Genomic DNA, 26,769 nt, shown 5'->3' with positions numbered 1-26,769 from the left:
TTATTTCTGAGCTAGATTTCTGTGAGCTTAAACAAGGTGGTTTAGACGATGAAATATTATCTGTTCAATTTTTGTAGGGATCACTTAGGGCCTGGGCTGTTCCTATGGTACTCGGTATTCAAGATGCTTTAAAACGATTTGAAAACAGATTTCAGTTTGATAAACAATTGAATCATTGGTCGGTGATAGCCCCTATAACTTGGCTCGCCCTGTTAGAGCACAACCAAAAATATTGTCCGCTGGAAGAAGCTAAGCTTCTGTCAGAAGCAAGTTTAGCTGTTCGTCCGGTTTAGATTAGAACTGACATAAAGAAAAAACTGTTCTTGTTTTTTGTGAAAGTTGACCGTTAAAGTTAAGAATTAATGGGGCGAGCTCAAAGGCTTGCCCCAAGTTATTACTAGCCCGCCAACGTTTTAAGCATTCTTACCCAATGATCCACATTGTCCTTCAATGCTTGTACAGGAATGCGTTCATCACGGCCATGAGCGCGTAAGTCGTCTGGGCTGATAACCCAAGTACCGTTAACGCCATAAATAGGAATCCCCGCGATGCGGAAAGGACGCGCATCGGTGGCACCCGTACTCATATTGGGCATGACGGATGCATTGGGAAAGCGGGCATGGATTGAGTTTTCATAGGCACTCATCACATCAGGGCGCAAAGGGGAGGCTAATGAGGCTGTATGGTCGTCCATGCGCGTTACCACGACGTTGGGATCGGCAACAAGTTTCTCCAATTCTTTTTTAATGGTATCGGGTGAAACGCCTGGCATTACGCGGCAATTGATCGTTGCTTGCGCAAGCTGCGGTAGCGCATTGTCGGCATGTCCAGCAAATAATCGAGTTGCCACACATCGAGTACGCGTCAATCCGACTTCACCTGGATCGGCTTCAATGATATCGGCAGCTTTGCCATCGGCAGGGTTTTTCAACCAAGCGCGCATCGCATCGCCTAATGCATTGGGTTCGGATTTTTCTCTCACGGCAAAATAGGCGCGCGTGGTTTCCGTTTGCATTGGTTGAAAGCGATAATTTTCAAGACGTTTTAAAGCGCTGGCTAATTCATAGATAGCATTATCCGCTCTTGGTTTTGAGGAATGGCCACCCCGATTGCGAACGGTGAACTGATAATCGGTGTATGTTTTTTCTGCGGTTTGAATCGAAAATCCAAGGGGATGATTGTTTGCATCAAACGTGCCGCCACCCACGTCAGCATTCAAGCCATATTCCACATCCAATAAGTCCTTCCATTCCGTGGCTCCTTTCACGGCCCCAACGCCACTGGTTTCTTCATCGCCGGTAAAAAAGACAATAATATCGCGCTTATTTTGAAATCCTTGGGCTTTGAGCTTCATAATAGCAACGGTCATTGCAACCAGGCCATCTTTCATATCAATGGTGCCACGGCCGTAATAATAGCCATCTTGTTTCACAAAGGTGAAGGGGTCTTTTGACCAATCGTCTTTTTTTGCTTCCACCACATCCATATGCCCCATCACCATAATGGGTTTTTTCGAACTAGGATTTTTCGCACGCCAGCGCACTATCAACGCAGCCGTGTCATTGTAGGGCATTATTTTTATGTCTTGGTTAGGAATCCCCGCAGCACGAAACTGATTGGCAAAATACTGGGCTAATTCAGGCACACGGTTTTGCCCTACCACGGTCGGAATATTGACAGCATGTTCTAGCATTTTCTCCGCTTTGGCATGCCAAGGATCCGAATTAGGCTCAGGAGATGCAAAAGCAATCGTGGAGAAAGCCAATGATGCAATGGCGATGATTAAGCAGTGACGAAAAACCTTCATGTAAACCTCCGTTTAAAAATGATGACGTAGTTATATAGAGATGCGGGTGAAATGTAAATACTTTGGGGAATGAACGTTCTTTCATTTGGGCATATATCGAAAATGTGACTTAAATTCGGCCAACATTTTTTTCACGAAATCTATTTGACACTCAATTGAGTGTTCGCTAAATTATGCGGATTATAAACGAGTTAAGGATGTACTCGATGCGTCAAGCCAAGCAGTTTGTTTTAATGGCTCTTTGCGTTACTTCAATTGTTTCTTTTGCTGCGACAGAAAAGGGAGCGTCAACGAAAGCCAATCTTTCTAAAGATGAAAGTGTCTCCAATACAGGGCTGTTTACTGCCTATATTCCTGAGGCATTTTTCAATTATTTCGATTTTAAGTTCGACTCCAATTCTGCGGGGAATTTCAATCGTTATGATGGACACTCTAGGCAGTACGGCATTGCGGGCAATGCCTTTTCCTTGTCACAACTCGGTGCCGTTGGTGTGTATCTTTATCGGGTGGATTCTAAAGTGAACTCGCAAATGCTATTAGCCCCGGGCCCACTTACTACGCAAAACCAAGATATCAAAAATGATGTGGTGATGGTACGATTATTAAAATTAATAGGCTTTTTAACGTTTGATGCTTCAGCAGGCTATGGTCGAATAAAAGCAGATAACCGAGTGTTGTTCCCAGCCACGGGTGTGACTGGGTATGGTTCAAGCAGCAATAACAATTGGTTTGCATCACTCACGGCTTTATTTATTAAAAATTATGCGAAACATTATGTCTCAGGTAACGCGCGGGTTATCTATACCAATGTGAAATCTGGGAATTATCGTTTATCATATGGTCCCTTTGGCGATAGTTTTTTCATTGCGCCTAACACTACCAAGGCGACTTGGATTCAGGAAAATCTTGAAGCGGGCTATCATATCAATGAATTATTGACCCCATTCATCCACGGTGGACTTATTCAGGTGGCTGATTTCAGCAACTCAAGAAACTTAATCACCTCGCCAATTGTTGGCGCTATCCCTCAGCTTAATAACAATAAAAGCGGTTACCTGATTGGTGGTGGCGTGACCTTAACCCATAGCCAAATGACCTTGCGCATTGAACAGCAATATTACCGAACCGGCAGCGCCTACCACAGCAACCAGACATTGGCGAAGTTTACGTTTTTGCTTGATTAACCAGGTATTGATAAATTGAAATAAGGAAATGCTTACATGAAGTTTTTAAGAGTGCTGATCTTGTTAATTCCTATCGTAATACCTGCTTGCGCTGTGCCCTCCCAACAACGGGTTGGTGAGCTTAGAGAGCAAGCAGCTGATATTGGCGAGCAAGTGCAAGCGGCGGCTGCGACTACTAACACAACGGTCGATTCAACAGTTGAAACAACTGCAACGTCAACCACGAATGCTTTAACAACGCCTATTCTACCAATTCAGGTATCAGTCCCTTAGTTGGTTAAAAAAATACAAGGATAACATCATGAAAAATAAAACCATTCTGACAGGGCTGTTCTTAATTTTGCTCTCAGGTCTGGGCGTAGACACAAGTTTTGCCTTTGAAACCGAAGGTCTGCTAGGATTTCTTGATCAGAACACCAGCAATTTGCAAGTAATCTCCGATGGGGTAGTGTCCAATCAAACTCCTCGTAAGCGTCGGTTTAACGATGCTTGTCAACCGGGGGATGCTTACTTACTCATTGGTGATCTTACGAACAGCGGGACTGCTACCTTTAAGAACCCAAATTCATTTGCTATATGGAATATTTCTCTTTATCTTGGGTCTACATTTAATCATGTTACCATCAACGGTGGCCAAAGAGCTTGTCCGTCAGATCGCATAGCAGCGAAAGGTAGTTGTGTTGTTACTTTTACCACAGATGGTGTTACGGCTGCTGGCCCTGAAAGAGTCGTGATGGAGGGTAAAAAACCTGTAACAGATGAGTTGATATATGGTTATCTTTGCCTGGAAACAGGTAGTCCATGAATAAGACACTATCTGGAATGGATGTTGTTGCTTTTTGAGTCGATATTGGTTGGATTGTTTCGGCTTGATGGTGCGGCACACAATATTACTAAACCCGGTTCCTTTTATCGCGGTAGGTCGATACCTTAGGACCCGACCTGCCAATGTTTAATGTCCCAGTGATCTTTGTACCGGACAAAAACAAAAAATGAATTGACGTGCCCGTGCCCGATTTTGAAGAATTAAAAGATAAACTTTTATCTTGAAGCAGATCACCGAAAAAAGTGATTTCTGCCCATTAAAAGCCGGGCACGGGCACCATTAGCATTGGGCACGGGCGCGTCTTAGATGTGAGTTTTTGTCCAGTACAAAGCGATAAAACCCACCAACCCTCTCGCTTAATAATGCCTTAAGACTCTTGCGCTAGAATGCCATCCTTTAAGGGCTCCTATTGCAATACACTCATGCAGACTGTTAACCAAGATTCCTACTTAATTGACACCTTTAAAAATAGTAAGTCGTTTTATATTGCGTTTGGGTTGGTGGATGGTCTGGATGTTTCGATTGGCTCGTTAAACTATTTAGCCAAAGCATTGAGCATTACTAAAGACAATGAAAAATCGTTACTGCAAGCGCTTTTAACCGGCAAATATCAAATTGCGTCACTTGGATTTATCTCAATCACCACCGGATTAGCGGTTCTTAGTCACTATTTCAATAAAAAATACCCGGATAGTCAGCTAATGCCAATGCAGTATTGGCTTTTTTTGCGCTATCTATTAAAAAGTTCCCATAATGCCGTTAAGGTTCGATTTTGTTTATTACCACTGATTAACAACCCCTCATTCACTAATATCATTAACCCATTATCGCCGGGTATTTATATTGTGATAATCGTCTCAGTCATCGGCCGTAGCTATCATAAATTTTATTCAGATGCGATTAAAAAGGATAGGGTTGACAATGACGACTTATTAATTGAAATTAATCGATGGCAAACACAAAATGGCGAAAACATTTCGATACAAATCATCCTTGATATGCATCAACGAATCAAACCGATTTCAACCAGCTCAAAATACCGAATACTGATATCTGCTGGATTGGCTGGCTTAATTGATAAGCCGCATATGTTTTATGGCGTGATGTTTTTTACCATCACGGCATCCAATATCCTCCTTATGGTGTCTGCTGTCTTTTTGCTGTCCGCCATTGTTTCAAGTATCAGCAAAATCATAGCCACTCAGCAACAACTGGATAACTTACATCAAAGCCAAGTCCAATGCGTGGCTGCATTGCAAGCGATTCTTAAGACACAATCATTAACGAGCGAAGATAATCAAAAGGTAGTGGCCATCCTATCGATTCAAACGAATCTACCGCATTCTTCGTCCAATAAAGTGGCCGAGATTTTTAAAAACTTTGATATTTTCCTAAATATTATCAATTTCATGCCCGTATCCTACATCATTTATTATGGTCAAATGCTTTTAATGTCGCATTTGGCTATGCATTTTGCTGTTGCTTTATCGTTATTATCGGTTGGCATGTTGGTCGGGGGGTATTACTGGTTAAACACAATTAAACAGTACTCACCAACCAAAAATGATATGTATGATTATATGCTGATAATTAGCACGACGGTTGTGAGCTATTATAAAGGCATTCGATTATCGAATTTTTCGTTGAAATACTTTTTTGAAAGTAGCAATGCCATACTGACGGATGTTCTCAAAAGTGCTTGTATCGCTATACTTAGCCTTGAGTGTGTTGTGAACACGTTTAGCCGTCGGAGTGATTCAAATATTGCTCATAAAACCCTATCTAACGATGGTAATTTTAACGAATCCCTCGAAAAAGACATGGAAATGAATGCCTTCAATGCGCCTTCGAATTGCAAACGCAATCATGGCAACTCGTTTTTTGGTGAAATGTCCCCATGCAACGATAAGCGCATCCTTGAGTCTGGTAAAGATGAATCGGTGGATTATTGCAATCAGATACTGGAGTGCTGAACTATTTCTGTAAAAGAGCCGGATCTAACACATAGATGCCAGTGAAGCTTGTTGAGTCAAACCATTCGCTAAAATGGTCGTCGTCAATCTCTGGTGGTAAATTTTCAGGGTTTTTGATATAGACATTTAACAAGATTTTAAGAATATTACCTTGAAAAACAGTGAGAAAATTTTTGATATCGTCTTGCGCGAGTAAAAAGTCGAGCGCATTTTCATAATTTTTAGCGTCTATTTGATTCGTTATTATCGCAATGCCACTGGTGAATAAATAGTTCATGAGGCTTAGTTCATCCTGGCTCGTTTCAACTTTATCTGAATTAATCAGATTGGCATAAAATGCGAGTAGTTTTTCCGTTGGGGTAACATAGGTCACCGCAAGTTCGAGTGTGCTGGAAATGTCTTTGGCTAAGGCTTGAATCACAAAAGGATAATAAGTCAGATTAGCAATTGCTGCAAAAGTCTCATAATTTTTGTCCCCAAAATCCCACCAATCCAGGGGAAAAGGCCATGCTGTTAGCATGATATTAATCAGTCTTTCGCTATGTTGTTGAATAAATGACACAAGCTCATCGGGAGAATCAATCTGCGGCACTAATACGGGCACGGAATGCAATTGTAGTATGTCCTCATTGAGTAGTTGGTCAAATTGATCTTCAGGATAATTTTCATATTCACGCAGGATGTTTTTTAACTGATCATAGATAGCATTTGTTGGAGTCAAAGAAATAATAGACATTCTACTTTGTTCTTCTTCCTGTTTTTTGTTATTCATAATATATGATCCAATTTAATCTATAGGTTCTTTTTAGTAATGATGCCAAGCGGTGTATTGGTAGGTCCCATCTCTTTGACTTGGCGTTTAAACGTTTCCATCACGTTTTTTGGACTCTCATCTGTCATTGGTTTTTGCACTGGGGATTCTGATTTCAGATAATCTTTACCAGTCACTGCTGAAGCAACCTTCAAAGCTCTTTCAACCTTTGAACCAGCGAGAGCAAAAGCACATTGAAGCCCTTTATGAGCCGCTGCACCTTCTTCTTCTTTCCCAGTGTAAAATGCGTTAGAAATTATGCCTTGGTTTTCTGCCATATCCCTGCAATATTGAGCAAGAAGGCCAGGATTTTTTATTAAGGCAGAAAAGTCTAATTGATCATGCCAGTCTTTTGTCATTGTAATATCTGTTGCTATAGCTCTTTTAGCTTCTTCAGTTAAGGGTATGCCCATTTTATCCAGAAGTCGATTAACGGGTCCTACCGTCTTATCATCTAAACTAATTAAATTCTTTGTTTTTTCATCGCAATGTTGCTGCAATTCTCGTCTGTGAGGATCCTGAAACTCATGTTGATTAGAACCAAGAAATGGGACGGCATTTTTTGCAATGCAAAGGGGTAGTTGATAAAGCAAGGCAGGATTTTTACCTTCAGATGCATATCGCATCATCTGGCTCGCATGTGGGGTAATGGTTCTTGCTGTATCGCTCACTTCGTTTGCCGTGAACGCTTGTCTAGCGGCAGTTCCCACTATCGCTACAGCGGATGATGCTACATATTTTTGCCACATAGTTATATCCAATTGATTATATATTATAATTATAGATCAAATATAAAACTATGGGATTTTTGTGTGAGCGTATAGATCTAATTTGTATCAAATGGTAACTATTTATTTCTTATAAATAAACTTCTTGATCGTTTATCTTTGTGAGATTTTAATAGATTAAATTTGGGTTTAAGGCGTTGAACGAAGAAGAGGTCAGTATTCCTTCTTCGTCTGTTGAATTGAATAGGTGGATATAAATTGAAGAAGCGTTAAGTAGGCGTTTTTATTATATATTTTTCGGGGTTTCTAGTTTAGCCGTGCTTGCGCTTTTAGGCTTAAATTGAAAGAGAAACTTAGCGTAATGCAATGCCATTTTATTGTTCTCTTGCCGAGTCACGACACCTGACAAGTGTGTCGATTGAAAACCCAAGGTGTTTAATTCGCTAGAAGCCTTCACTATTTCAATTAAGACACCTTCCCCTAATTCTTTTTGTTTAGCCAATTGAACGAGGGCAAGAATTTTTTGATATTGAAGTATTTGAACTGCGCTCAGCAATTCTTGAGCAATCGTTTTAAATAGCTCATTCTTTTTTTCTGATAGTTGTTTTCTGGTTGGCTCTTCACTGGTGATGCTTGATCGGGCATATTGTCGGTATAAACTGCGCGTGATTTTAAACAATGCCTCCCTTGCATTTTGTAGCGCATTAATATCCATTTCCAATCCATGTTTTGAAATAAAATCAACAAAATTTTGAAGAGTATCGACATGATCTAGGTTATTGCTCATACGTTCCTTATGCACAAGAGCCGCTTTGTTAAGATGTGCCTGAAGCGTTTCATCTAAATTAGACATGATTTTTCCCAAAACGTTAGTTGGATCGTTATTCGTGAACGGATCACTGATTTTGACTTATCCCTTATGGAGACGAAAATAAGCCATTATAACGTCGTTTTATTAACAATTTATTACCGAGCATCGTAAATTTATCAGCAATATTTGTTCCTGGGCAAGCATTAAAAAAAGGAGTTTCCCCTTACACTTTGCTCAATAAGGGCTGAAACTAGAATTTGCCACCAACAGAAGGCGTTATGGAAGGGGGTGGAAGGCTGGTTGGTAGTTTTGCGAGATGCTTTTTGTAGAGACCACATTCGAGTAATTCTTCTACCTGCTTTCCGGCTTTTTGTATTTTATCTAGCACGGATTGTATTTCACTGATTGATCCATGTGACGATTTTAAGGACTCCGGAGAAATTTTGGGGAGGGTTTTATTCAGCGTTTCGGTCATAACCCCAACTAATTCACTTAAATGATGCAATTCAAGGCATGCTTGTTGCAGTTGTTCATAATATTGATCAACCGTGCTATCAAATTTCATTGCAAATTGAGGTAATTCTTCATAGGAAATAACGTCATTTTCTTCATACTGGGTATATGCTCTCTTAAGACTGTCTTTCACCTGACTCATTTTTTGATTTATAACACTGACTGACTCAATGATCGTTTGTTGATCTTTGGCAGACAGGGTGCTACCTTTAAGTGCTCTGCTTAGATTGGAATGTAACGATCCTGGCTGTCTTGAAGTTACTCCCATGCTGCACATTTGGGTAATTTCTTGACATGTCGATAGGACTCCGCTAACGCGCTTTTCAAGCCCAATTGCATCCTGCAAAATCTCAAATACCTGCTCGGCTTTCTGAAAACGTTGATTTCTCGTGTCAATCCACTTTCCTTGAACCTCACGAATTTCATCAATAACTTGCCTTGAGGCGGCATGGTATTCACCGTATACTTTGCCTACGATTTTCTCAACTTCATCCAGGTATTCATTGTAGATCACCTGATGACTTTCACATTTTTTTGGATCGAGCTGATTGGCATTTGTAGTACTCATCAAAACTTGAAATTTAGGTTCTTTCCCCAAGCCCAACATTAAGCCCATATAGTCTCTTTTCGCTTTGTCGTATAACCGAGCTAATTTTAATCCTGTCTGTGCACCTGTTCCAGTGGTATAAAGCGGAAACATGCGCCCGTCTCCGACGGAGATAAAAAAGGCCCTGCCGGATTCACGACTTCCTAATGGATAAATTGAGCGACCCAGCTCGAAAAAACCTAAATCAAATTGGGAGGTTGACAAAATGTCTTTACCGCGCTCTGTTGGCGAATATTCTGGGTCGGTAATATTACTGACAACACACACTACTTCTGGCAGTGCATCTTTTAAAAGCATGCGACTCCAGTCTCTGGCTAATGATTTAGATAATACTTGATAGTCACGTTCCTTTAATTGATCTACCGGTGTTTTATAGGCGTTAATTTTCTCTAAAATAAGGGGTGGAATCTTTGAGTAGGCAATAGCAACCTCCTCGCTAACAGGTTTGGCTTTAGAGGCAATCATGATATTAACGAATTCTTTTAATCGTTCAGGTTTTAATGCTTCAGGATATTCACAGCCGATATAAAGATAGTCGCGATCCTCGTCATTAGTTGGATTGTCGCCACCTGTTGTGTACACTTGTTGATGGGGTCTTGAGTGTGGCTCCCACCCATATTTTCTCAAATCACTCATAGGGACAGGGGTTCTTGCATTTTTATTCTTTTTGCAATAATCCAACATTTTACTAACCAGTTTTGATTCCAACGCTTTGGGGGCCGTGGGATCTTTGCCAAAATTAAAGGTTGTGGTTCCAGTGATTGAAAAAATAGTGGCAACGTGGCTTTTATATAAAGGAAGCGTTAAGTGAACATCATCGCCTTCGACCCGGCCTGCCATCGCTTTTTCCGCTTGCTGTTTAGCTCCATTGGAAGCGACAACATCATGGAAGCCAAAGGCTTGCCTTTTTTCATGCGTTTTAACGGGGCGATCATTTATCTTATGTATGCCACCTAAGGATAATGTTTTATTGGCATCGGAAATATCAATGCGTTCACGTAAGCTTTTCTGCTTATCAAGCTGTTTCACTACACTTGGCCTCAGCAAAGAATCTTCATGGGCTGCCGAATAGGTAAGTCCCTTGGATAAATCGATGTCAGCAGTCATGTTGGGAGGTATTTTTTCGACTTCAATAATATCAATCCCTAATTGATTTCTTGCTTCAGCAATTTTTGCTAACTTATCCTCTTGCTTTTCTGATTCAAGAAATTTCAAATACTGTGTAAAAATGATTCGTCGTGCTTTCTCCTCACTTACCCCTTCCTGCGCTTTTTTATATTCGGATAGTTGAAGGTTAATTTCATCCAGTAATTCATCTTTTCCTGACTTGTTGAAAAACCCATCTTTATCTAGTTTAATCAGAAGCTTGTCATGGATGCGTTCTTCCAATTCAGCGACTAAAAGCTCTTCTAACGCACCCGTTGAAAACGTCCAATAAGGATAGGGCTTGCTCCCATCGGGAGGCTGATACATTGTTCGTGTCATCCGGTTTGTGGTAATGAAAAATTCAAGCAGTTCGGGCCTAACCAATTGACTAACCCAATCCATGACTTCATCAACGCCCAATACTTGCTGTCTCACACCAAGCCCCCCATGTAACGCTCTGTCCGTCACCAATGCGATTTTTTCGCCTCTCTCAATCGCTGAAATGGCGGATGTCAATCCCACGGGCCCTAATCCGATGACAATGGAATCATAATCATTCGTTTTCGCAGGGGAGTTACCTGGCGATGTTAATGCATTCAACTCACCTTTGGTAATGGGCTTTTTTGTCTCAACTAAGGTGATATCACCCGTTTTATTTAAAAGGGCGCGAAAATCACTAATTCCTTTTCTTTCACCATTGGCAAACGCATTTGCCATGGTCGCAATATTTTGGAAGAAACGCTTTGCGACAGTGGCGCTGAGCATTTCCCCTAAACCATGGCCATGAGCAAACTCAGGGTGATTTTGAACAATACCAATATTTTGGGGCAGGTTTTCAGCCGCAACGGTAATGACATTGCCGCCTTTTGTGGTGGATTCAGCAATTGCAACTAACCCGTGCGTACTCGGAACAACACTAAATCCTTGATGGTGAAAGAAGATTAAGTTCATCACATCTTCATCACTTTCATTTTTCATTAATGACGCCAATGAAACACTAGCAATAGGAGGTGCCGAGGCAGAATCTTTCTTTGGAGCAGAGGTTGTTGTATCGGAGACACTATCAGTTCCCCCTGTGGGGAAAAGGCCTGAAACGGGCGAAGAAGGGCGTGAAAACTGCATGGGTTCGAAATAAAAGGCATCCCGTTCTCTATCGTTTAGCTCTTGATGCATTTTTGCACCGTATGCAGCAGCAATTAACTGGGAGCCACGACAAATAGCGTGCAAGGGTTTAGGCTCAGCTGAACGTTGTTGAATATAGATTAAACTAAATTCAAGTACGTCCCGTCTCAGATCGGGAAGCCCACTTGCTGTGGTAAGGGGATGGGTTGTTTTGCCTGTCTTTTCACCGTAAAACCTGGGATCGATGTCGCTTCCACCTGGTATCATGATTCCATCGCATTCGTTATAAGCAGTGAGTGCATAGTGATACATTTTATCCATCATTGGAAAAGGAAGGGATTTTCCCGCATCAATTGCTCTTTGATTCTCTTCGCGCATGATATAAAAGATGCTCATTGCATGACTTTCTTTCTTTTCTCGCCATAACTCGGTGAAGATTTCCCCAGCAGTCATGCTCGCATATTGTGGGCACAGACCTTCACTTGCCTTTGCGGCAATTAGTTTCGACTGCTTCATTAGATCCGTTTCGAGTTGCTTCATGTATTTTTCTGCCATCCCCGTTAATGTGGTGACTTCTTTATCTAGCGATAACAAGTCAATTCCTGACGGGGTATAATTGATGCGAATAGGATTGAGTGATTTAGGCTCAATTAAGTCCGTGCGCTGCAGTTGTTTTTCTGTTAATGAAGCAGCAATGCTGGGGGCTACCGTATTCCAAGGTAAAATAATCTTAGGCCTGTCAGAAACCCGGTTGTATTTGACTTTGATAAAATTAAGATCTTGGTCGGAGGTTAAATCTTGAATCTCAAATTCAGCGGTGCCCGTATTTTTTACCGAAATTCCGCCAGGTTTGCACCCTAGTATATTAATATCGACAAATTGGCTTGCCGCATGAATCTCAAAGCTTACGTCTTTGTTTTGGGTCAAGTAATTAAATCCAGTTCGATTCATTTGACACTCATTAAACGTAACCTTTGATAAATCACTGTAATCAAAACTCGTCAGAGTAAAATCACACTGCTTAAATGTTGAATTATGAATGGTTGCATTATCAAGGCAGGTTTCCTGGAATGAACTATCGCTGATGGCTTCAGGGAGCACTGCTCCGGACAAGTCACATTGATCAAACTGGCATCGATTAACCGCGATGCCAGTAAAGTCTATGTCATTTAACAGGGTTGTTCTTCTTGGGACAGATGATTTCGTTGTCAGTATGCCATTTTTGGTTTTAGCTTCAGGACGCCATTGTTTGACTGTGCCATTTTCTCCCACTACATGGAAATTTAACCCTTCTAGTTTTGCCTCAAAACCATTTTCTTTGAGTAAGGCTTTTAATGAGACCTTTTCTTGTGGGTTACTTTGCTTTTTTAACGAAATCAGTTTAAGAACGTCATCCAAGGATGCCAATTTTTCCATTTAATTAACTCCCGATGGAGCAATATTTGCTGTTAGTAAACCGTTGGTTTCTTTTGAGGTTGGATTTACGTAACTAGCCTGAATTTAAATTAAGTCTTATATAATATATAGACCTGTTTGAATAATTATCAAGCCATGAGTTTAATTTATGATCTGTCTTTGGTGTTGGCTTATTGCTCCAAAGGAGACTTTTTTTTAGGGGATAAATGAGTTATAATTAGTCACATCGATCATTATTAATCGCTATTGATAATGCTTGGTAGTCATTGTTCGTTATACGACTAAGCCTTAGGCTAGGGGTATTGCATATGCCAATAGTTAATTCATTCAAAAAAAGTAATCTTATGAGTAGTTCATTTAGTACATTTTTTAATAGCCGTAATGATTTGAGTTCCCCTCGGTATAGCAGCTTAATGCGACTAACCCCAATCCTAAAAATGGAGGTTATGCAAAATTTAGATCTAGCGCGTAATAGTCCGCTAGTTGGCAGCTCACAAAGGCAAGAAATTGCGTTAACTATTTCCCCCTATCGCACGTTAATTAGCAAAGATAAGCAAGAAGAACAGCTTATAGATTCCGCTAATCAAATGCTTTCTAAATACAAACGAATAAAAGAGTGGACAAATCGAGGACTACTGTCGTCAAATTTAGTCGATTTTGCTAACAACCTCTCTGATGAGAATGCCTTAGTATTATTTAGTGATAATGCAGATCATTTAGAAAGTGTTGTTGAGGGAATGTCTCATGAAGATAAACAACATTTTCTGTCCTTAGCTGCGATTATCGGGGCAGTCGGCATCACCAATAAGATGATTAACAAACCACCGATGGGATTAGGCATATTACCTCATTCGAATACGGCAACATTAGCGTTTTTGTCACCGAATTCATCGATAGCTGCATCATTGGTTGGCAGAGGAGATGCGCCCGTCTTATCCATGGCATTATTATTTGCGAGTCATGCATTAAACACAGACTCGTTAAAATTATTGCAACAAAAATACCCAGATGACGTTGAGCAAATGATTGAAAACAGCGGCGTGAGTGTTTTGCCAGCGGCACTGATAAGCAATCATTCTCTATCTCATGGCGAAGTAGATAAGTACATAAAAGCTATCTTAGCGATTAAAAAAAATCCATCATTGATTGATGCACAGATGGCACTGTTCCATGATAATGAAGAGATTGTTCAGCAATATTTAGAAAAAGCCCCGCAGGAAGAAAAAAATAAATTTCTTGAGTATGCTAAAACCCAAAAGGATGTCAGCCCAAGTTCTTCCAAAAATTTGCTCGAAACAGATACGAGTATTACTTATCGATTTTAATAGTCGTTTCCTTGTCCTTGGCGTTTTGCCTAAGACTTGAAAGTTGACATTTGTTCAATCTTATTCCACCATAACCAAGCCTGTCAGAATCATGATATGAGGATAATCAATGAAGCTTGCGGATTTTAAGTATGAATCGATCAAAATGGACCTGAGCAAGCACCAAAAAATTGAAGCGATACTGGAACGCAGAAAATGGATAAGGGAGAATGAGGAAGGCTTATCCATCGGTGTAAAAAATGTCTTAACTAGTCTTTTAGATTTTATTCAATGGATGGATTGGCCACTTTCTACGGTGACCGATAAAGCGAGTTATGAAACGATTAATCAAATTTTCCACTTATCAACATTCTCCGCTCAGTCCAATGACGCAGAACGAAATTTCTACCGAAAAGCAAATAGATTGCTTGATCAAAATTCAGATGCCCATCATCGTTTAAACACGGTGATACAACCGCTCATAAACGAACAACAAATCGCTCATTCATGGCAATTGGAGTGCTTTGACCCTGCCTATAAAAATGCCGTGGACGGTATGGCAGCCAGTTTTTTTGCTTTTGGCTTGATGCTGACAATGCTAGAACAAGACCCTCGCTGGTTCTTTTTATCATCCATTTTTTTAATTGCCAAAGTACTGCCTTCGCTTTCATCGGTTGATTCTATCAATGATAATAGACCGAGTATTTTAGGTGATCTGATTTATCGAAATGATAACTTACGCGCATTGGGCAACACATTGAATGAGACCGTATTACCGAGTGGTTTACCTCTAACAGCACTAGGGCTTTTTGATACAGCAAATCGTGTTGCTAGAGCAACAGTGCAGGGGCTCGTTGAACCGGAAGGACGAGCAGTGGGTGTTGAACCCTAAGTGATGCCAAATCGTATTAGGAAAAGGATAACTGTGAGGTGTTGCCTAATTTAAATGATGAAATGACTTTCATCCACGGAAGCAATGTTTAACAGCGTAATCGTCGTGTCAATTTCGTAAGGACTGGGGGTTACTGCATTAAGTAACACATCATTGTTAAGGGTGATAATGGTGTTGCCAGCTGAAGTAGCAATATTACTGATGCCAGCATTATTATCGCTACCATTGGCAAAGTTGTTGAACTCGGCTGTATCTAATAACCCATTACTATCCGCATCATACCTATCAAAAATACCGGAAAATTGAGTTAAATCGAGTTTATCTTCGAGTAGACTAAAATCGACTACTACATCATCGCCATCTTCTATGCCAAATTTAAACATATCGCTACCAGCGCCACCAGTCAACGTATCATTGCCCGCACCACCAATTAAGCTATTATTCATAATATTGCCAGTTAGAGAATCGTTAAATTGACTGCCAATGATATTTTCAATATTCATTAATTGATCACCGTGCGCATCACTACCCGGACTGTTTTGCGAGGGTAGAAATAAATTAATCGTCACGGGGGTTAATGCACTGGCATAAGAAGCGGTATCTATACCAAGACCGCCATCAATTCGGTCAGCGCCAGCACCGCCTTCAATGATATCATCGCCTGTATTCCCAATTAGAAAATCGAAATCACCAAAACCAAGTATTAAATCATTATTGATTGAACCGAAGACAGAATTAGTTAGATTGTCTAATAAATATAACTGATAGTTTATGCCATTAAATTCAATTTGATCGATGGCATTTGGGTTGAAATAATCAAAAAATATCAGTGTATCGGTTCCTTCAAAATGATGGCCTATATCAGTTATCAATACATCGGAAGGGGTTTTGGTAAATTGATAATCGTATACATTTCCTGCATAGAGTAGTGTATCAACGTAAGCCCGCGTATTATCACCAATTAGCCTATCATTGCCTTCGCCACCAAATAACTGAACGTTGTTGCCGCCAGAGTGATTATCTAACATATCATTCCCGGCATCACCCACCAACGTAACATTGTCAAAACCATTTGTAACAAGCGTGTCATTGTCTTCAAATCCGATGACCAAACCACCTTCATTGCTCGCAAAAAGGAGATTTGCTGAGCTATCCCCTAATATTAGGTTTGTATAGTCAACATTTCCAAAACTTAATCTCGTAACATTGGATAGGGTATCCGTCCCTTCGTCATAGCCTGCTGTATCTGTGTCCGTAATATTAAACTGTGAACCAGATGATGCGCTAAATTGATAGCCACTGAGGATGTTTGCATAGGCAACGGTAATGCTCGAATTGACATTCACTGAATCAGCAAGAATCTGATCATTGCCTTCACCGCCCACCAATGTGACATGTTGACGATTAAAGGCTGAAAGGGTGTCATCTCCAGCACCTGCTAGGATTGCGACATGATTGAAATTTACGTTGAAAGTGTCTACAAATTCTGAACCAACCACGATTTGATGGCCTGCCGTATTATTGACGCCATCGACAATGTTATCATATGTACCTTGCGCAAAACTAAACTGGGAAATGCCTTGGATAAGGTCCTGGCCTTCATTATAGCCTGCAGTTTCTTTGTCAGTGATGATATAGTTCCCAACTGACCCGGTGATATCGAATTCAGCAATTGAACCAGCATAACCAGCTATGGTGTTCATATTGCCCGTAAGAACATCATTGCCGACGCCACCGATTAATAATGACGTTAACAGGGTATTATTAACCAGCTCATCATCTCCTAACCCACCAAATAACACGACATTGTTATATGCATTGTTTGTAAGGATGTCGTTATTGTCAGTGCCGATAATCATTTGATCATCTTGATACGCTGCCGATACACCCTGCGCGGTATAACTGACCTCGGCAATCGCATAGTCAGCAAATGATAGCATGTACACCGATTGCAATGTGTCTGTCCCTTCATTGATGCCAAACCATGATAAATCTTCAATAGTGAGTTGTTCAGTTAATTGATTGTAGGTGAAATTATAGGTGCTAATATTATCAACATAGCCAGCAACGGTTGAACCAACATTCCCTGTATAATTGTTTAATTGGTCATTTCCGGCGCCGCCAATTAACACCGTGGTTCCTGTGAAAAAGTTAGAATCAATTAAGATATCATTGCCACTGCCACCATATAGGATGTTGCCATAGCCAACATTCTCGAGTCTATCGTCAGCTGAGCTACCAACAACCACTGAATTGTTAGAGAATAATGTTAAGGGATTGCCATTATAAACAAGAATAAATTGGCCATCAGATGTGGGTACATTGAACACCACATTATCATACGTTACATTTGCAAAGTTTAAACGGGTCATGCCAATTAAGTCATCATTTCCCTCATTGCCATCGATATCATTTAAGTCGCGAATCGTATAATTGAGGGGACCCATGGCAGTGAATTCATAGTGGCTAAAATCATTGGTATACAAGGCAATGGCTGTTCCTGTGTGATCATTGATATAATCATCACCAAGCCCACCATACGCTTGCGTGTTATCCCCAGAGGTAATAGTGATTGATTCAGAGCCACTAGACCCCACAATACCCACATTATCAAATCCAGTATTCTGGGTAGTTACACCACTCGATAGCACAACCAATTGATCATTGGCAGTTACCAAATTAGTTAAACTGATTGAAGTGAACTCGCTATTAGCAAACGTAATTTTATTAAATCCAAACAGCGAATCAAACCCCTCATCACCATACTGAGCGCTGACATCCAAGACAGTAAAACTTGGGGAAAGATTTTGAAAGCTGTAACCCGCTAATCCATCCCGATAAATGGCTTGTGCGCTGCCAGTGAAATCGTTTAACGCATCGTTACCAAGACCGGCTAGTATGCGTACATTGGTGCCTGAATTGATTTCAAATAATTCATCACCGCTGCCATCATAGTATAAAACATTATCAAAGGTGCTATGATTGACGGTTGCGCCTGGGCTAACAAGGACTAGCTGGTTATTTGCATTGGCACTGTTGTTAAACAAGATGGAATCATAGGCGGAATCTGCAAATTCAATGCGATTCACATTGGTTAATATATCCGTGCCTTCATCGCCATTGGTAGGATTAAGATCGGTCACAGTAAAGTTAGAAGGACTTGTCATCGTTAATTGATAATCCGACACATTGCCTTGATAAATTGCCACCAAGGCATGATTGAACGAGTTATCGGTGAGTTGATCGTTGCCTTCACCGCCAATGACACGAATATTGCTACCATTTTCGACAGAGATTACATCATTACCCGCACCTGTGGCTAAGGTATAGTTTGCATCGGAACTATTATAGGAAACGGTATCATCAAGATTGCTTTTAACATACAAGGTATCAGCACTGGTGATTTCACCATCCCCAATCACAACGGCTGAAAAGGTTTTATCAGCAAATTGTAAATGACTGACATTCATCAGGGTATCCGTGCCCTCATCACTATTTGTGAAGTTGATATCGCTGACAGTGAATGTTGATGGTGAAACGATAGCAAAAGCATAGCCGGCATAGACATCTCGATACACCACTAAGGTATCTGACATCGGTGATACTGAGATGGTGTCATAACCCCCACCGGCATATACGATGTTACCGGATTGATTGTTAATGGTGATGTTATTATTAAGTTCATCGCCAACGAAGGTGACATTACTATAGTCTGTATTGAATGTTGAACCGCCTGGTAAAATGACCAGTTGATTATTAGCTGTTGCTGCGCCGGTTAAACTGATGGGACTATACACTTGACCGTTAAAACTAATTTGGTTAAAACCCACCAACGTATCGGTATCGGTTGAGCCATTTGAAGGTTCGATGTCAGTCACCCTGAAAGTTGAATTGCTAACAGGCTCAAATGCATAGCCGGTTATGGCATCAGCATAGGCAACCAAAGCGCCTTTGTTCACAGAGTTATCCGTATAGGAATCATTTCCTGCGGTGGGAAGCAGAATAATACTTGCACCAGACGCTGAAAAGGTAACGATATCAGCGAAAGATGATCCGATGTATAGCGTGTTTGGGTTACTGATGGTTGCTATCCCGAGCGCAACAAAATTATAGCTTGCGTCGGCAAAGGTTATCTTCTGAACACGATTGAGCGTGTCGGTCCCTTCATCACCATTGCCAAGATTTGTATCCGTCACGGTAAAATCGGTTGGACTTAAATAGGTGAATAGGTAATCTGCTTGATTGCCAAGATAGACAACTTGCACATCATCATTCGAAAAGCCAACATGAATCGTGTCATTGCCTTCCGCGCCGATTATTTGCGTATTTAAACCATCAGAATAATGAATCGTATCATCACCGGCCAATAATTCTAACAGGTGATTATCACCGCCGGAAAGGGTGACTTCATCATCACCCAGTGTTCCAATATATAAATCTGTATCATTGGCAACGGTCCCGTTTCCAATGATGATGTTATCATATAACTGTCCATTAAATTCGATGTGGGTAAAATTACTTAAAGTATCGAAGCCTTCATCACCATTTCCTGGATTCATATCTTCCACAGTAAACCCATTTGCATCAAAGCCGACTAGTTGATAACCCGAACGGTCATCAGCATACACTGTGACTGCATATTGTTCGGGGTCAGGAATGACGTTGGCATAACGGATACTATTATTGGTGGTGAAAATAACTTCATCGGTATTATCACCATCTAAATCAGCGGTTGATACGCTATACACTTCCCGTGCACTTTTGAAACCAGGAATGACATCATACTCAGTGGTTTGCCAAGTCAAACCATCTCCATCGACATTTTCTGCCCAGAAATAGTCAGAACTTGTATTGTTATCAGCACTATTGGCGCCCACCACATCCATATCGCCATCCCCGTCAATATCACTGGCGTATATTGAGAAAGGTGTGCTATTTGGCATGGTATAAATGACATGACGGGATATAAATGTACCATTGCCATCATTTTCCCACCAAACCCACTGATTGCTACCTTTTTCAGCAACTAACAAATCGAGGCGCATATCACCATTGATATCCGCTGCATAGATACTATTAACGGAATTTGTGTAAACGCCATTATCGATAGTGGACGTACTAAATCCCCCGATTTGGTTGTTTTGATAATAGCGGATGATTCCCGTATCGAATGACGCCGCGATAATATCTTCCCAAGAATCACCATTAAAATCGCCTTTGATCAATGTAGCCGCACCTTGTAGCGTATTATCGACTGGGATGGGTATGACCCCTGAAAAAATAGCATCAAAAGGATTATTCCCAGGGTTAGTATATAATAGGACATCGGCACCATTAGCATTGCGAGCGACTGCCACCACATCCATATCACCGTCATGATCCATATCAAATGCTGTTGCAGAATATGCGTCATTAAAGTTGATGGCGATGATATTTTTTACCCAGCCCCCATCAGCTGGTGTGCCATCATTTCTCCACCAATCAATGGTATTGCCATTAAAATGAGCGCTAACAATATCCAAATCGTTATCATTATCCATATCCACAATAAAGATATCACCACCACCATAGGAACTCGGTGGGGCAATGTTTAATCGAGTAAATTCAACTTCTGAGTCGCTATCAATATCCCCTAGGTTTCGATACCAGACTAAATCATTGCTTGAAAAATCGGTCATGACGATATCAATTTTGCCATCACCATCGAGGTCACCGATGGCATTGAAATATTTTAGCGAGGTATTTGTGGAACCAATCACAACTTGTAAAGGGGCTTCAAGCGGGGTATTGTCATTTAAAATATCATCCCCTTCATTACCGGTAATACGAATATTTGTCCCGTTTAACACTGTGATTGTATCATCGCCAGCCAACGTATCAATTTCATACCCGGTGCCGCCGGCATTATACGTCACATTATCTGGTCTGCTTGTTCCTAAATAGGGAATGAGAGAATCGGTGATTATGGCATCACCTAAATAGACATTGGAGACGTCAAACAATCGATCGGCGAACTGAAATTTAGTGATAGAATTGAGCGTATCTGTGCCTTCATCACCATCCAATGTATTAAGGTCTTGAATTTGATACGATGTTGGGTCAATTTGGGTAATGTTATAATCAGCAAAATTGCCACGATAGCCTGCGGTTACATTTTGGCCGCCTGAATTATCGGTTAATAGATCGTCGCCTTCCTCCCCGTAAAATATGGCATTTGTCCCAAATTCATTGGTAATGTCATCATTATCTAAGCCTGCAAAAATCAGATTTCCATCACCAAAGCTATTGGCGATCGCATCCGCCGAATCTGAGCCAATATACAATACATTATCATCAGAAACGAAAGAACCATTTGTATGGGTGGTTTGCACATTATTATAGATAATATTGTCAAAACCCAAACGACTAATCCCTAACAAATTGTCTGATCCCTCATCACCATTCGCATGGTTAATATCGGTAACTGAGATTGCGCCATGTGCGATTGATACTAATTTATATTCTATAACGGAATGGTAATAATAAGCCGTCGCTGTATTAAAGCCATCACCGACAAGATAATCATCCCCTTCATCACCACGAAGGCCAACGTTTTGGTAACCATTTGTATTTAACTCATCATCGCCTGCTAATCCAAATAGATACATGTTATCTTGAGTGGCACTGAGGAAATTGTCGTCATTATCACCAAAAACCGCTAAAGAGATTTCTCCTGAACTAGAAGGCTCACCATTGAAACGAAGTTGTGATAATGCAATATTATTTAGCGTATCGGTTCCTTCGTCTTCATCACCTGATTTTACAAAATCTTCAACTGTGATTTGTGTGCCTGATACCATCGTGACAATGTATTGTGTCGGAGAACCCGCATAGTCCACAAACACTGCCGTTGGGTCTAAAGAATTGCCGTTTATAACATCATCACCTAATCCGCCCACGACATAGATATTGTCTGAAAAGTCGCTGATATCAAACGTATCATCGCCATCCCCCCCCATTAATAAGAGATCGTGGTAATGAACTGTGCCAGCTAGATTGGTTGTGCCCAACACGTCATTGCTTGTTGTGCCCACTAAAATTTGATAAGAGCGATCGGGTGCGTTTTCATCAAGGGTCGATTCTTGAAAAAACTTGGTATCAACATAATGCATGCCATTAAAGGTCAACTGAGAAATATCAGTCAGTGTATCGGTGTCTTCGGAATAACTATCATAACCAATATCACTCACCATCATTTGATTTGGGCTAATATAGGTTAAGGTATAACTACCTGGTCCTGCTGAGTAGGACGCAAAGGTGGCTGATGGATCACCGGCAATGCCCACTAGATTATCATTACCTCGACCGCCTACTAAGACGACATCTTCACCATTAGCGTTTGTTAATACATCATCACCATCGCCGCCAATTAAAGCAACGTTGTCATGATCTGCGGTTAATGCATCATTGTCTGTTGAACCAACTAAAATGCTATCATCGACTGTGCTAGTTTCTATGGTTGTTGGGGCAAATAAAACAGAATAGTATTTCGTTGCAGCAAAGCTTAATTGGGTAAGATTGGTGAGTGTGTCAGTGCCTTCATCAAATAAATCAAGGCCCACATCGGTTATGGTGTATATTGTTGATGTGAATGGAGAAAACGTATAATCACTGATATCGGCTGCATAGGCGCCATACACGGTGGCGGTCGTTGTTGAAGTTAAGCTGCCGGCATTGACTAATTCATCATCCCCTTCACCACCAACCAAGGCCACTTCATAAGCACTGCCTGATTGCAGATAATCATCCCCCACATTTCCCACAATGGCGACAATATCATGTCCATCGGTGATATTATTCCCGTTACTTACCGAAACACCATTCACTGAATCGATATAGATGATTTGACCATTCTCGCTTACGCCAGCATTTTGATAGATAATGCCTACCGATGTATATCGTGAACCATCAAACTCTATATGAGTAATGTTTTTTAATCGATCAGACCCCTCATCGAAATCAGCTTTAGCAACATCCGTCAACGTATATTCATCCACACTCAAATTTGTACCCGTTAATGCATATTGCGCAACACTGCCGGCATAGGATGCTGTTGTAAATAATGGCGAATTTGAATTTTCACTCAAAATATCATCGCCTTCACCACCGACCAATATCACATCAAATCCGCCAGAATTGGTTAAGGTATTATCTCCTTGGCCGCCATAGAGCACGACATTATCTCGAGTTGAGTTAGAAAGATTAGCATTGTTGCCAACGGCTATTTGGTAATTGCCAGTGGGTGAACCACCTGTGGGTAAAAACTCGATCGATTCGTAGATTGTTCCATTAAACTTAAATGCTAATAGGTTGTGCAGGGTATCTCGCCCTTCATTATAATAATCAGACCCGATATCTTTGATGGTGAAGTGGCTGCCATCGGTACCTGAAATTGCATAGTTTCCAACATGTCCAGCGTATCCTGCTGTGGTTTGCGCTTGGTTAAACAGACTGGTTGATAAGTCATCATCCCCGCGCCCACCAATCAATTCAACATCTTGGACATTATCAACTGATAAACTATCATCACCAGCCAGTCCTAGCACGGCAACATGGTCTAAATTCGAAGCAGTAAACGTATTGGCGTTAGCATCGCCAAGAATGATATTACCATTGACAAAAATAGCTTCATTCACTGATTTAATACCATAGTAACGTTGTTCGCCAAATTGATAACTTTGAATAACTGAGTCAACGACAGTATCGGTGCCTTCATCCAATATATCATTGCCCCTATCCACAATCTTCCAATCACTAATATCAGGATTTATCTCAAAAGCGGCGATGGCATTTTGGTACGCAATCGTTATGTTAATATCACCTAGACCGAACGAACTGATAAACTGATCATTCCCTTGGTCTCCGTAAAACATAATTTGATTACCAACGAAATATTCAAAACTGTCATTGCCTAAACCCCCTTTAAAGTAGGCATTATCACCGTAGTTATTGATTAATAAATCATCACCATTTCCCCCAGCTGCAAACACAGCGTTGGCACCATCATTGCTTAATGTGTCATTGTCAGCATTTCCTAACAAAGCCACATTATAAGTATTGGCAAGAGCGTGCAGATCTAATGATAAGTACGAGAGACCAGTGACTATTTGGTGATTGGCATCATTTGCACCAATTGTGTTGCCACTAAATATTAGGTCTGTATATTGATTGCCATTAAAATTAAACTGCTTAATAGCCGATAGGGTATCTTGATTTTCATCATAATAGGACAAGCCAACATCTTTAATGGTATAGGCTTGTGTTGGAATCGATATGGTGAAATCTAGCGCGCCTCCCTCGGTTGCGACGGCATCTGACACGGTGATGATATTAGGACCTCCTTCATCAAGAATGATGCCAATTCCTGAATCCGTGATATCAATTGTGGTGGGACCACTTACAATATTTTCGACACTTAATTGTATCGCGTCATGTGCTGAGTCGTTTTGTAAAGGATCGGCAATGGCTGTCACCCTCACAATAATACTGGAACTTCCAGCCGGCATTTCGACATGGGTGCCATTACCAAGTGTTGATGATGAAGAATGAAATACACTGCCTCCATCATAGCTATATAGAAAATCATTCCCTAAGAAATCTGATGAGTCGGTGCCAGAAGCAGCGCTTTCGGCAATTAAATCAAGTATTAAATCATTCTCAGCCACGCCAGAAGAAAGCGATAATGTAAAATCTAAAAATTCGCCTTCTTTTGCGATGGCATTACCAATCAATAGATACTGCTCACTGCCGCTATCATTGATAATGCCTGTGGCGGTGGGCATCACAAGATTTGCAATCACACCATTAATTCGGCTGACACTTAAACCAAAATTTTCAGCTACTTCTATGTCACTATCTTGGGACGAAGCCACACGTACAATCAGATCCTGTGCATAGACTGGAACACTAATAATATGAGTCGCAGCCACCGCATTAAAGGTTTGACCGCCATCAAGACTGTATTCAAGATCCACTGCATCAAAATCAGTGCCGCCTGTTGCAGTTCCATCCGACAATTGGATGAACAATAAAATGGGATCGGCATCAATTTGATAATCGGCTAAACTATGGGCATAACTGCCTGTCGTAGCGGCGTAATCCGCACTATTTCCAATTAATCGATCATAGCCTTGGCCACCGACAAACACCACATCCTGACTGTTGACATTGGTTAATGTATCGTCACCCTCACGGGCAATAACAGCAACATGGGTTAATCCATTGACCTCAATGATATTGCTTGACGAGCTGCTGACAAAAACAGAATTGCTTGTTGTTGGATTACCAACACTAAAGTCAATATGGTCGTAGGTATCACCTGAAAAATTGAATTTGCTGATTGTTAATAATTGATCGACCCCCTCATCAAAACTATCTGCCCCAACGTCTGTAATCAAAAAGTCAGTAGAATCATTGCCGATAAACTGATAACTGCCGATATGACTTGCATACCCTGCATAGGCACCTGGGCTTGCACCTTGATCTGTAATGACGTCATTATCCTGGCCACCTATTAAAATAACATTATCACCATCAAGTCTAATTAAAGTATCATTTTCACCACCGCCTGATAGCACCACGTCACTTAGGGCAGTCGAGAGTTGGTCTTTCCCACGAAATCCTAAAACGAGCTGGTCATCCATTGAGGCTGATAACGAGTCTGTGCCATTGGTACCTAATGTCAGGGATGTGTATTCATGTTCAGCAAAATCAAAGGTTACCATCGTTGAAACGACATCATAGCCTTCATCAAACACATCATAACTTGCGCCCACATCCTGGATAATGAGCTGTGGATTCAAATTATAGAAATTATAACCAACGACGGATTTAGCATATTCAACAATGACATCTGTTGTTGACGTGGCATTATTTGAAATCGTATCATTTCCACGCCCACCAATGGTGCGGATAGTTCCTGTTGCAGAATTAGAAACGGTTATATCATCTAGATAATTACCGCCTATATATGTAACATTTTCACTGTCAATAAATACTAGATGAGCATTGTCGTTACTTAGAATGATACTGTTATCAAGTGTGATATTAGATCCAATAGCGGTAAACAATAAAACATCACCCGCGTCAGCACCATTAAATGTCAGTTTCTCAATCGACGATAATTTATCAAAATTACCTGAGCTCTTAGGATCGCCGAAATCGAGTACATTAAAACTGCCCGCATTGACATTGACATTGGAAAAATCATAGTTAGACAATCGACCACTGTAGATAACCTGATCAACGCCATCCCCCCCATCGATAATATCATTCAACCCACCGGTGGTTATCGTATCATTGCCAGCTCCTGCAAAGAATGTTGCTGATGGGTCATAGCCCCATTCTTTTGCAATGCTAACGGAGGTAGGTAGAATCACCGTATCCATGCCACCTAACGCGTCCATAACGCCAAGGGTTAAATCATAATCATTTGGATTGAGAATATTAAAGTCAACCGTGTCGTCGTTAGGGGTGAATAGGCCATAAATCGTGGCAGCAACGATGGTTTGTGTGGGACTGGTAAATGAGGTGGTTCCACCCAAGATGTCGGTGGTGGTGGCAACCACCCTAATTTCATGACCGACAAAGG

General features: G+C 41.0%; 13 protein-coding genes. 7 read left to right on the top strand and 6 right to left on the bottom strand.

All coding sequences use genetic code 11. The annotated features are described in order from the left end of the window. Positions 1-104 precede the first annotated feature (104 nt). A complete protein-coding gene (locus tag AB3348_RS14680) occupies positions 105-293 on the top strand; it encodes a hypothetical protein (protein WP_367608386.1) in 189 nt (62 codons plus the stop codon). Positions 294-397: 104 nt separating this feature from the next. Here AB3348_RS14680 and AB3348_RS14675 read toward each other — a convergent pair whose 3' ends face one another. Next, on the bottom strand, positions 398-1,807 hold the full coding sequence (locus AB3348_RS14675) for a M20/M25/M40 family metallo-hydrolase (RefSeq protein WP_367608385.1): 1,410 nt from the start codon (positions 1,805-1,807) through the stop codon (positions 398-400). A 206-nt stretch (positions 1,808-2,013) separates the two neighbouring features. Between AB3348_RS14675 and AB3348_RS14670 the strand changes: the two genes are divergently transcribed. The 4 genes from AB3348_RS14670 to AB3348_RS14655 all read left to right on the top strand — a co-directional run bounded on the left by AB3348_RS14670 (position 2,014) and on the right by AB3348_RS14655 (position 5,790). After that, a complete protein-coding gene (locus tag AB3348_RS14670; RefSeq protein WP_367608384.1) occupies positions 2,014-2,991 on the top strand; it encodes a hypothetical protein in 978 nt (325 codons plus the stop codon). Between the two features lie 36 nt (positions 2,992-3,027). Further along, positions 3,028-3,264, top strand: a complete 237-nt coding sequence (locus tag AB3348_RS14665; protein WP_367608383.1) for a hypothetical protein — start codon at positions 3,028-3,030, stop codon at positions 3,262-3,264. A 28-nt stretch (positions 3,265-3,292) separates the two neighbouring features. Continuing rightward, positions 3,293-3,796, top strand: a complete 504-nt coding sequence (locus AB3348_RS14660) for a hypothetical protein (RefSeq protein WP_367608382.1) — start codon at positions 3,293-3,295, stop codon at positions 3,794-3,796. A 443-nt stretch (positions 3,797-4,239) separates the two neighbouring features. Next, positions 4,240-5,790: a hypothetical protein gene (locus AB3348_RS14655; protein WP_367608381.1), complete on the top strand. Its 1,551-nt coding sequence runs from the start codon at positions 4,240-4,242 to the stop codon at positions 5,788-5,790. A gap of 1 nt (position 5,791) precedes the next feature. Here AB3348_RS14655 and AB3348_RS14650 read toward each other — a convergent pair whose 3' ends face one another. The 4 genes from AB3348_RS14650 to AB3348_RS14635 form a co-directional block, all read right to left on the bottom strand. Further along, positions 5,792-6,562 carry a hypothetical protein gene (locus tag AB3348_RS14650; protein WP_367608380.1) on the bottom strand — a complete coding sequence of 257 codons (771 nt, stop codon included), beginning with the start codon at positions 6,560-6,562 and terminating at the stop codon, positions 5,792-5,794. 20 nt (positions 6,563-6,582) lie between these two features. Continuing rightward, positions 6,583-7,350 (bottom strand): hypothetical protein, encoded by a 768-nt coding sequence (locus AB3348_RS14645; protein WP_367608379.1) that lies wholly within the window; start codon positions 7,348-7,350, stop codon positions 6,583-6,585. 265 nt (positions 7,351-7,615) lie between these two features. Then, a complete protein-coding gene (locus AB3348_RS14640; RefSeq protein WP_367608378.1) occupies positions 7,616-8,182 on the bottom strand; it encodes a hypothetical protein in 567 nt (188 codons plus the stop codon). A gap of 208 nt (positions 8,183-8,390) precedes the next feature. Continuing rightward, entirely contained in the window at positions 8,391-12,944 is a 4,554-nt protein-coding gene (locus tag AB3348_RS14635; RefSeq protein WP_367608377.1) for a gamma-glutamyl-gamma-aminobutyrate hydrolase family protein, read from the bottom strand. 446 nt (positions 12,945-13,390) lie between these two features. Between AB3348_RS14635 and AB3348_RS14630 the strand changes: the two genes are divergently transcribed. Both AB3348_RS14630 and AB3348_RS14625 read left to right on the top strand, forming a co-directional pair. Next, positions 13,391-14,269, top strand: coding sequence for a hypothetical protein (locus tag AB3348_RS14630; RefSeq protein WP_367608376.1), 879 nt, complete (start codon positions 13,391-13,393; stop codon positions 14,267-14,269). Between the two features lie 109 nt (positions 14,270-14,378). After that, entirely contained in the window at positions 14,379-15,140 is a 762-nt protein-coding gene (locus AB3348_RS14625) for a hypothetical protein (RefSeq protein ID WP_367608375.1), read from the top strand. 50 nt (positions 15,141-15,190) lie between these two features. On the opposite strand, the gene AB3348_RS14620 is transcribed toward AB3348_RS14625, so the two are convergent. Further along, positions 15,191-26,746, bottom strand: coding sequence for an FG-GAP-like repeat-containing protein (locus tag AB3348_RS14620; RefSeq protein ID WP_367608374.1), 11,556 nt, complete (start codon positions 26,744-26,746; stop codon positions 15,191-15,193). Positions 26,747-26,769: the final 23 nt, after the last annotated feature.

Origin of the sequence: Legionella sp. W05-934-2 (genome assembly GCF_964199965.1) — a bacterium.
Classification (GTDB): Bacteria; Pseudomonadota; Gammaproteobacteria; order Legionellales; family Legionellaceae; genus JAFIFT01.
This window is presented reverse-complemented; position numbering and strand designations above follow the sequence as displayed.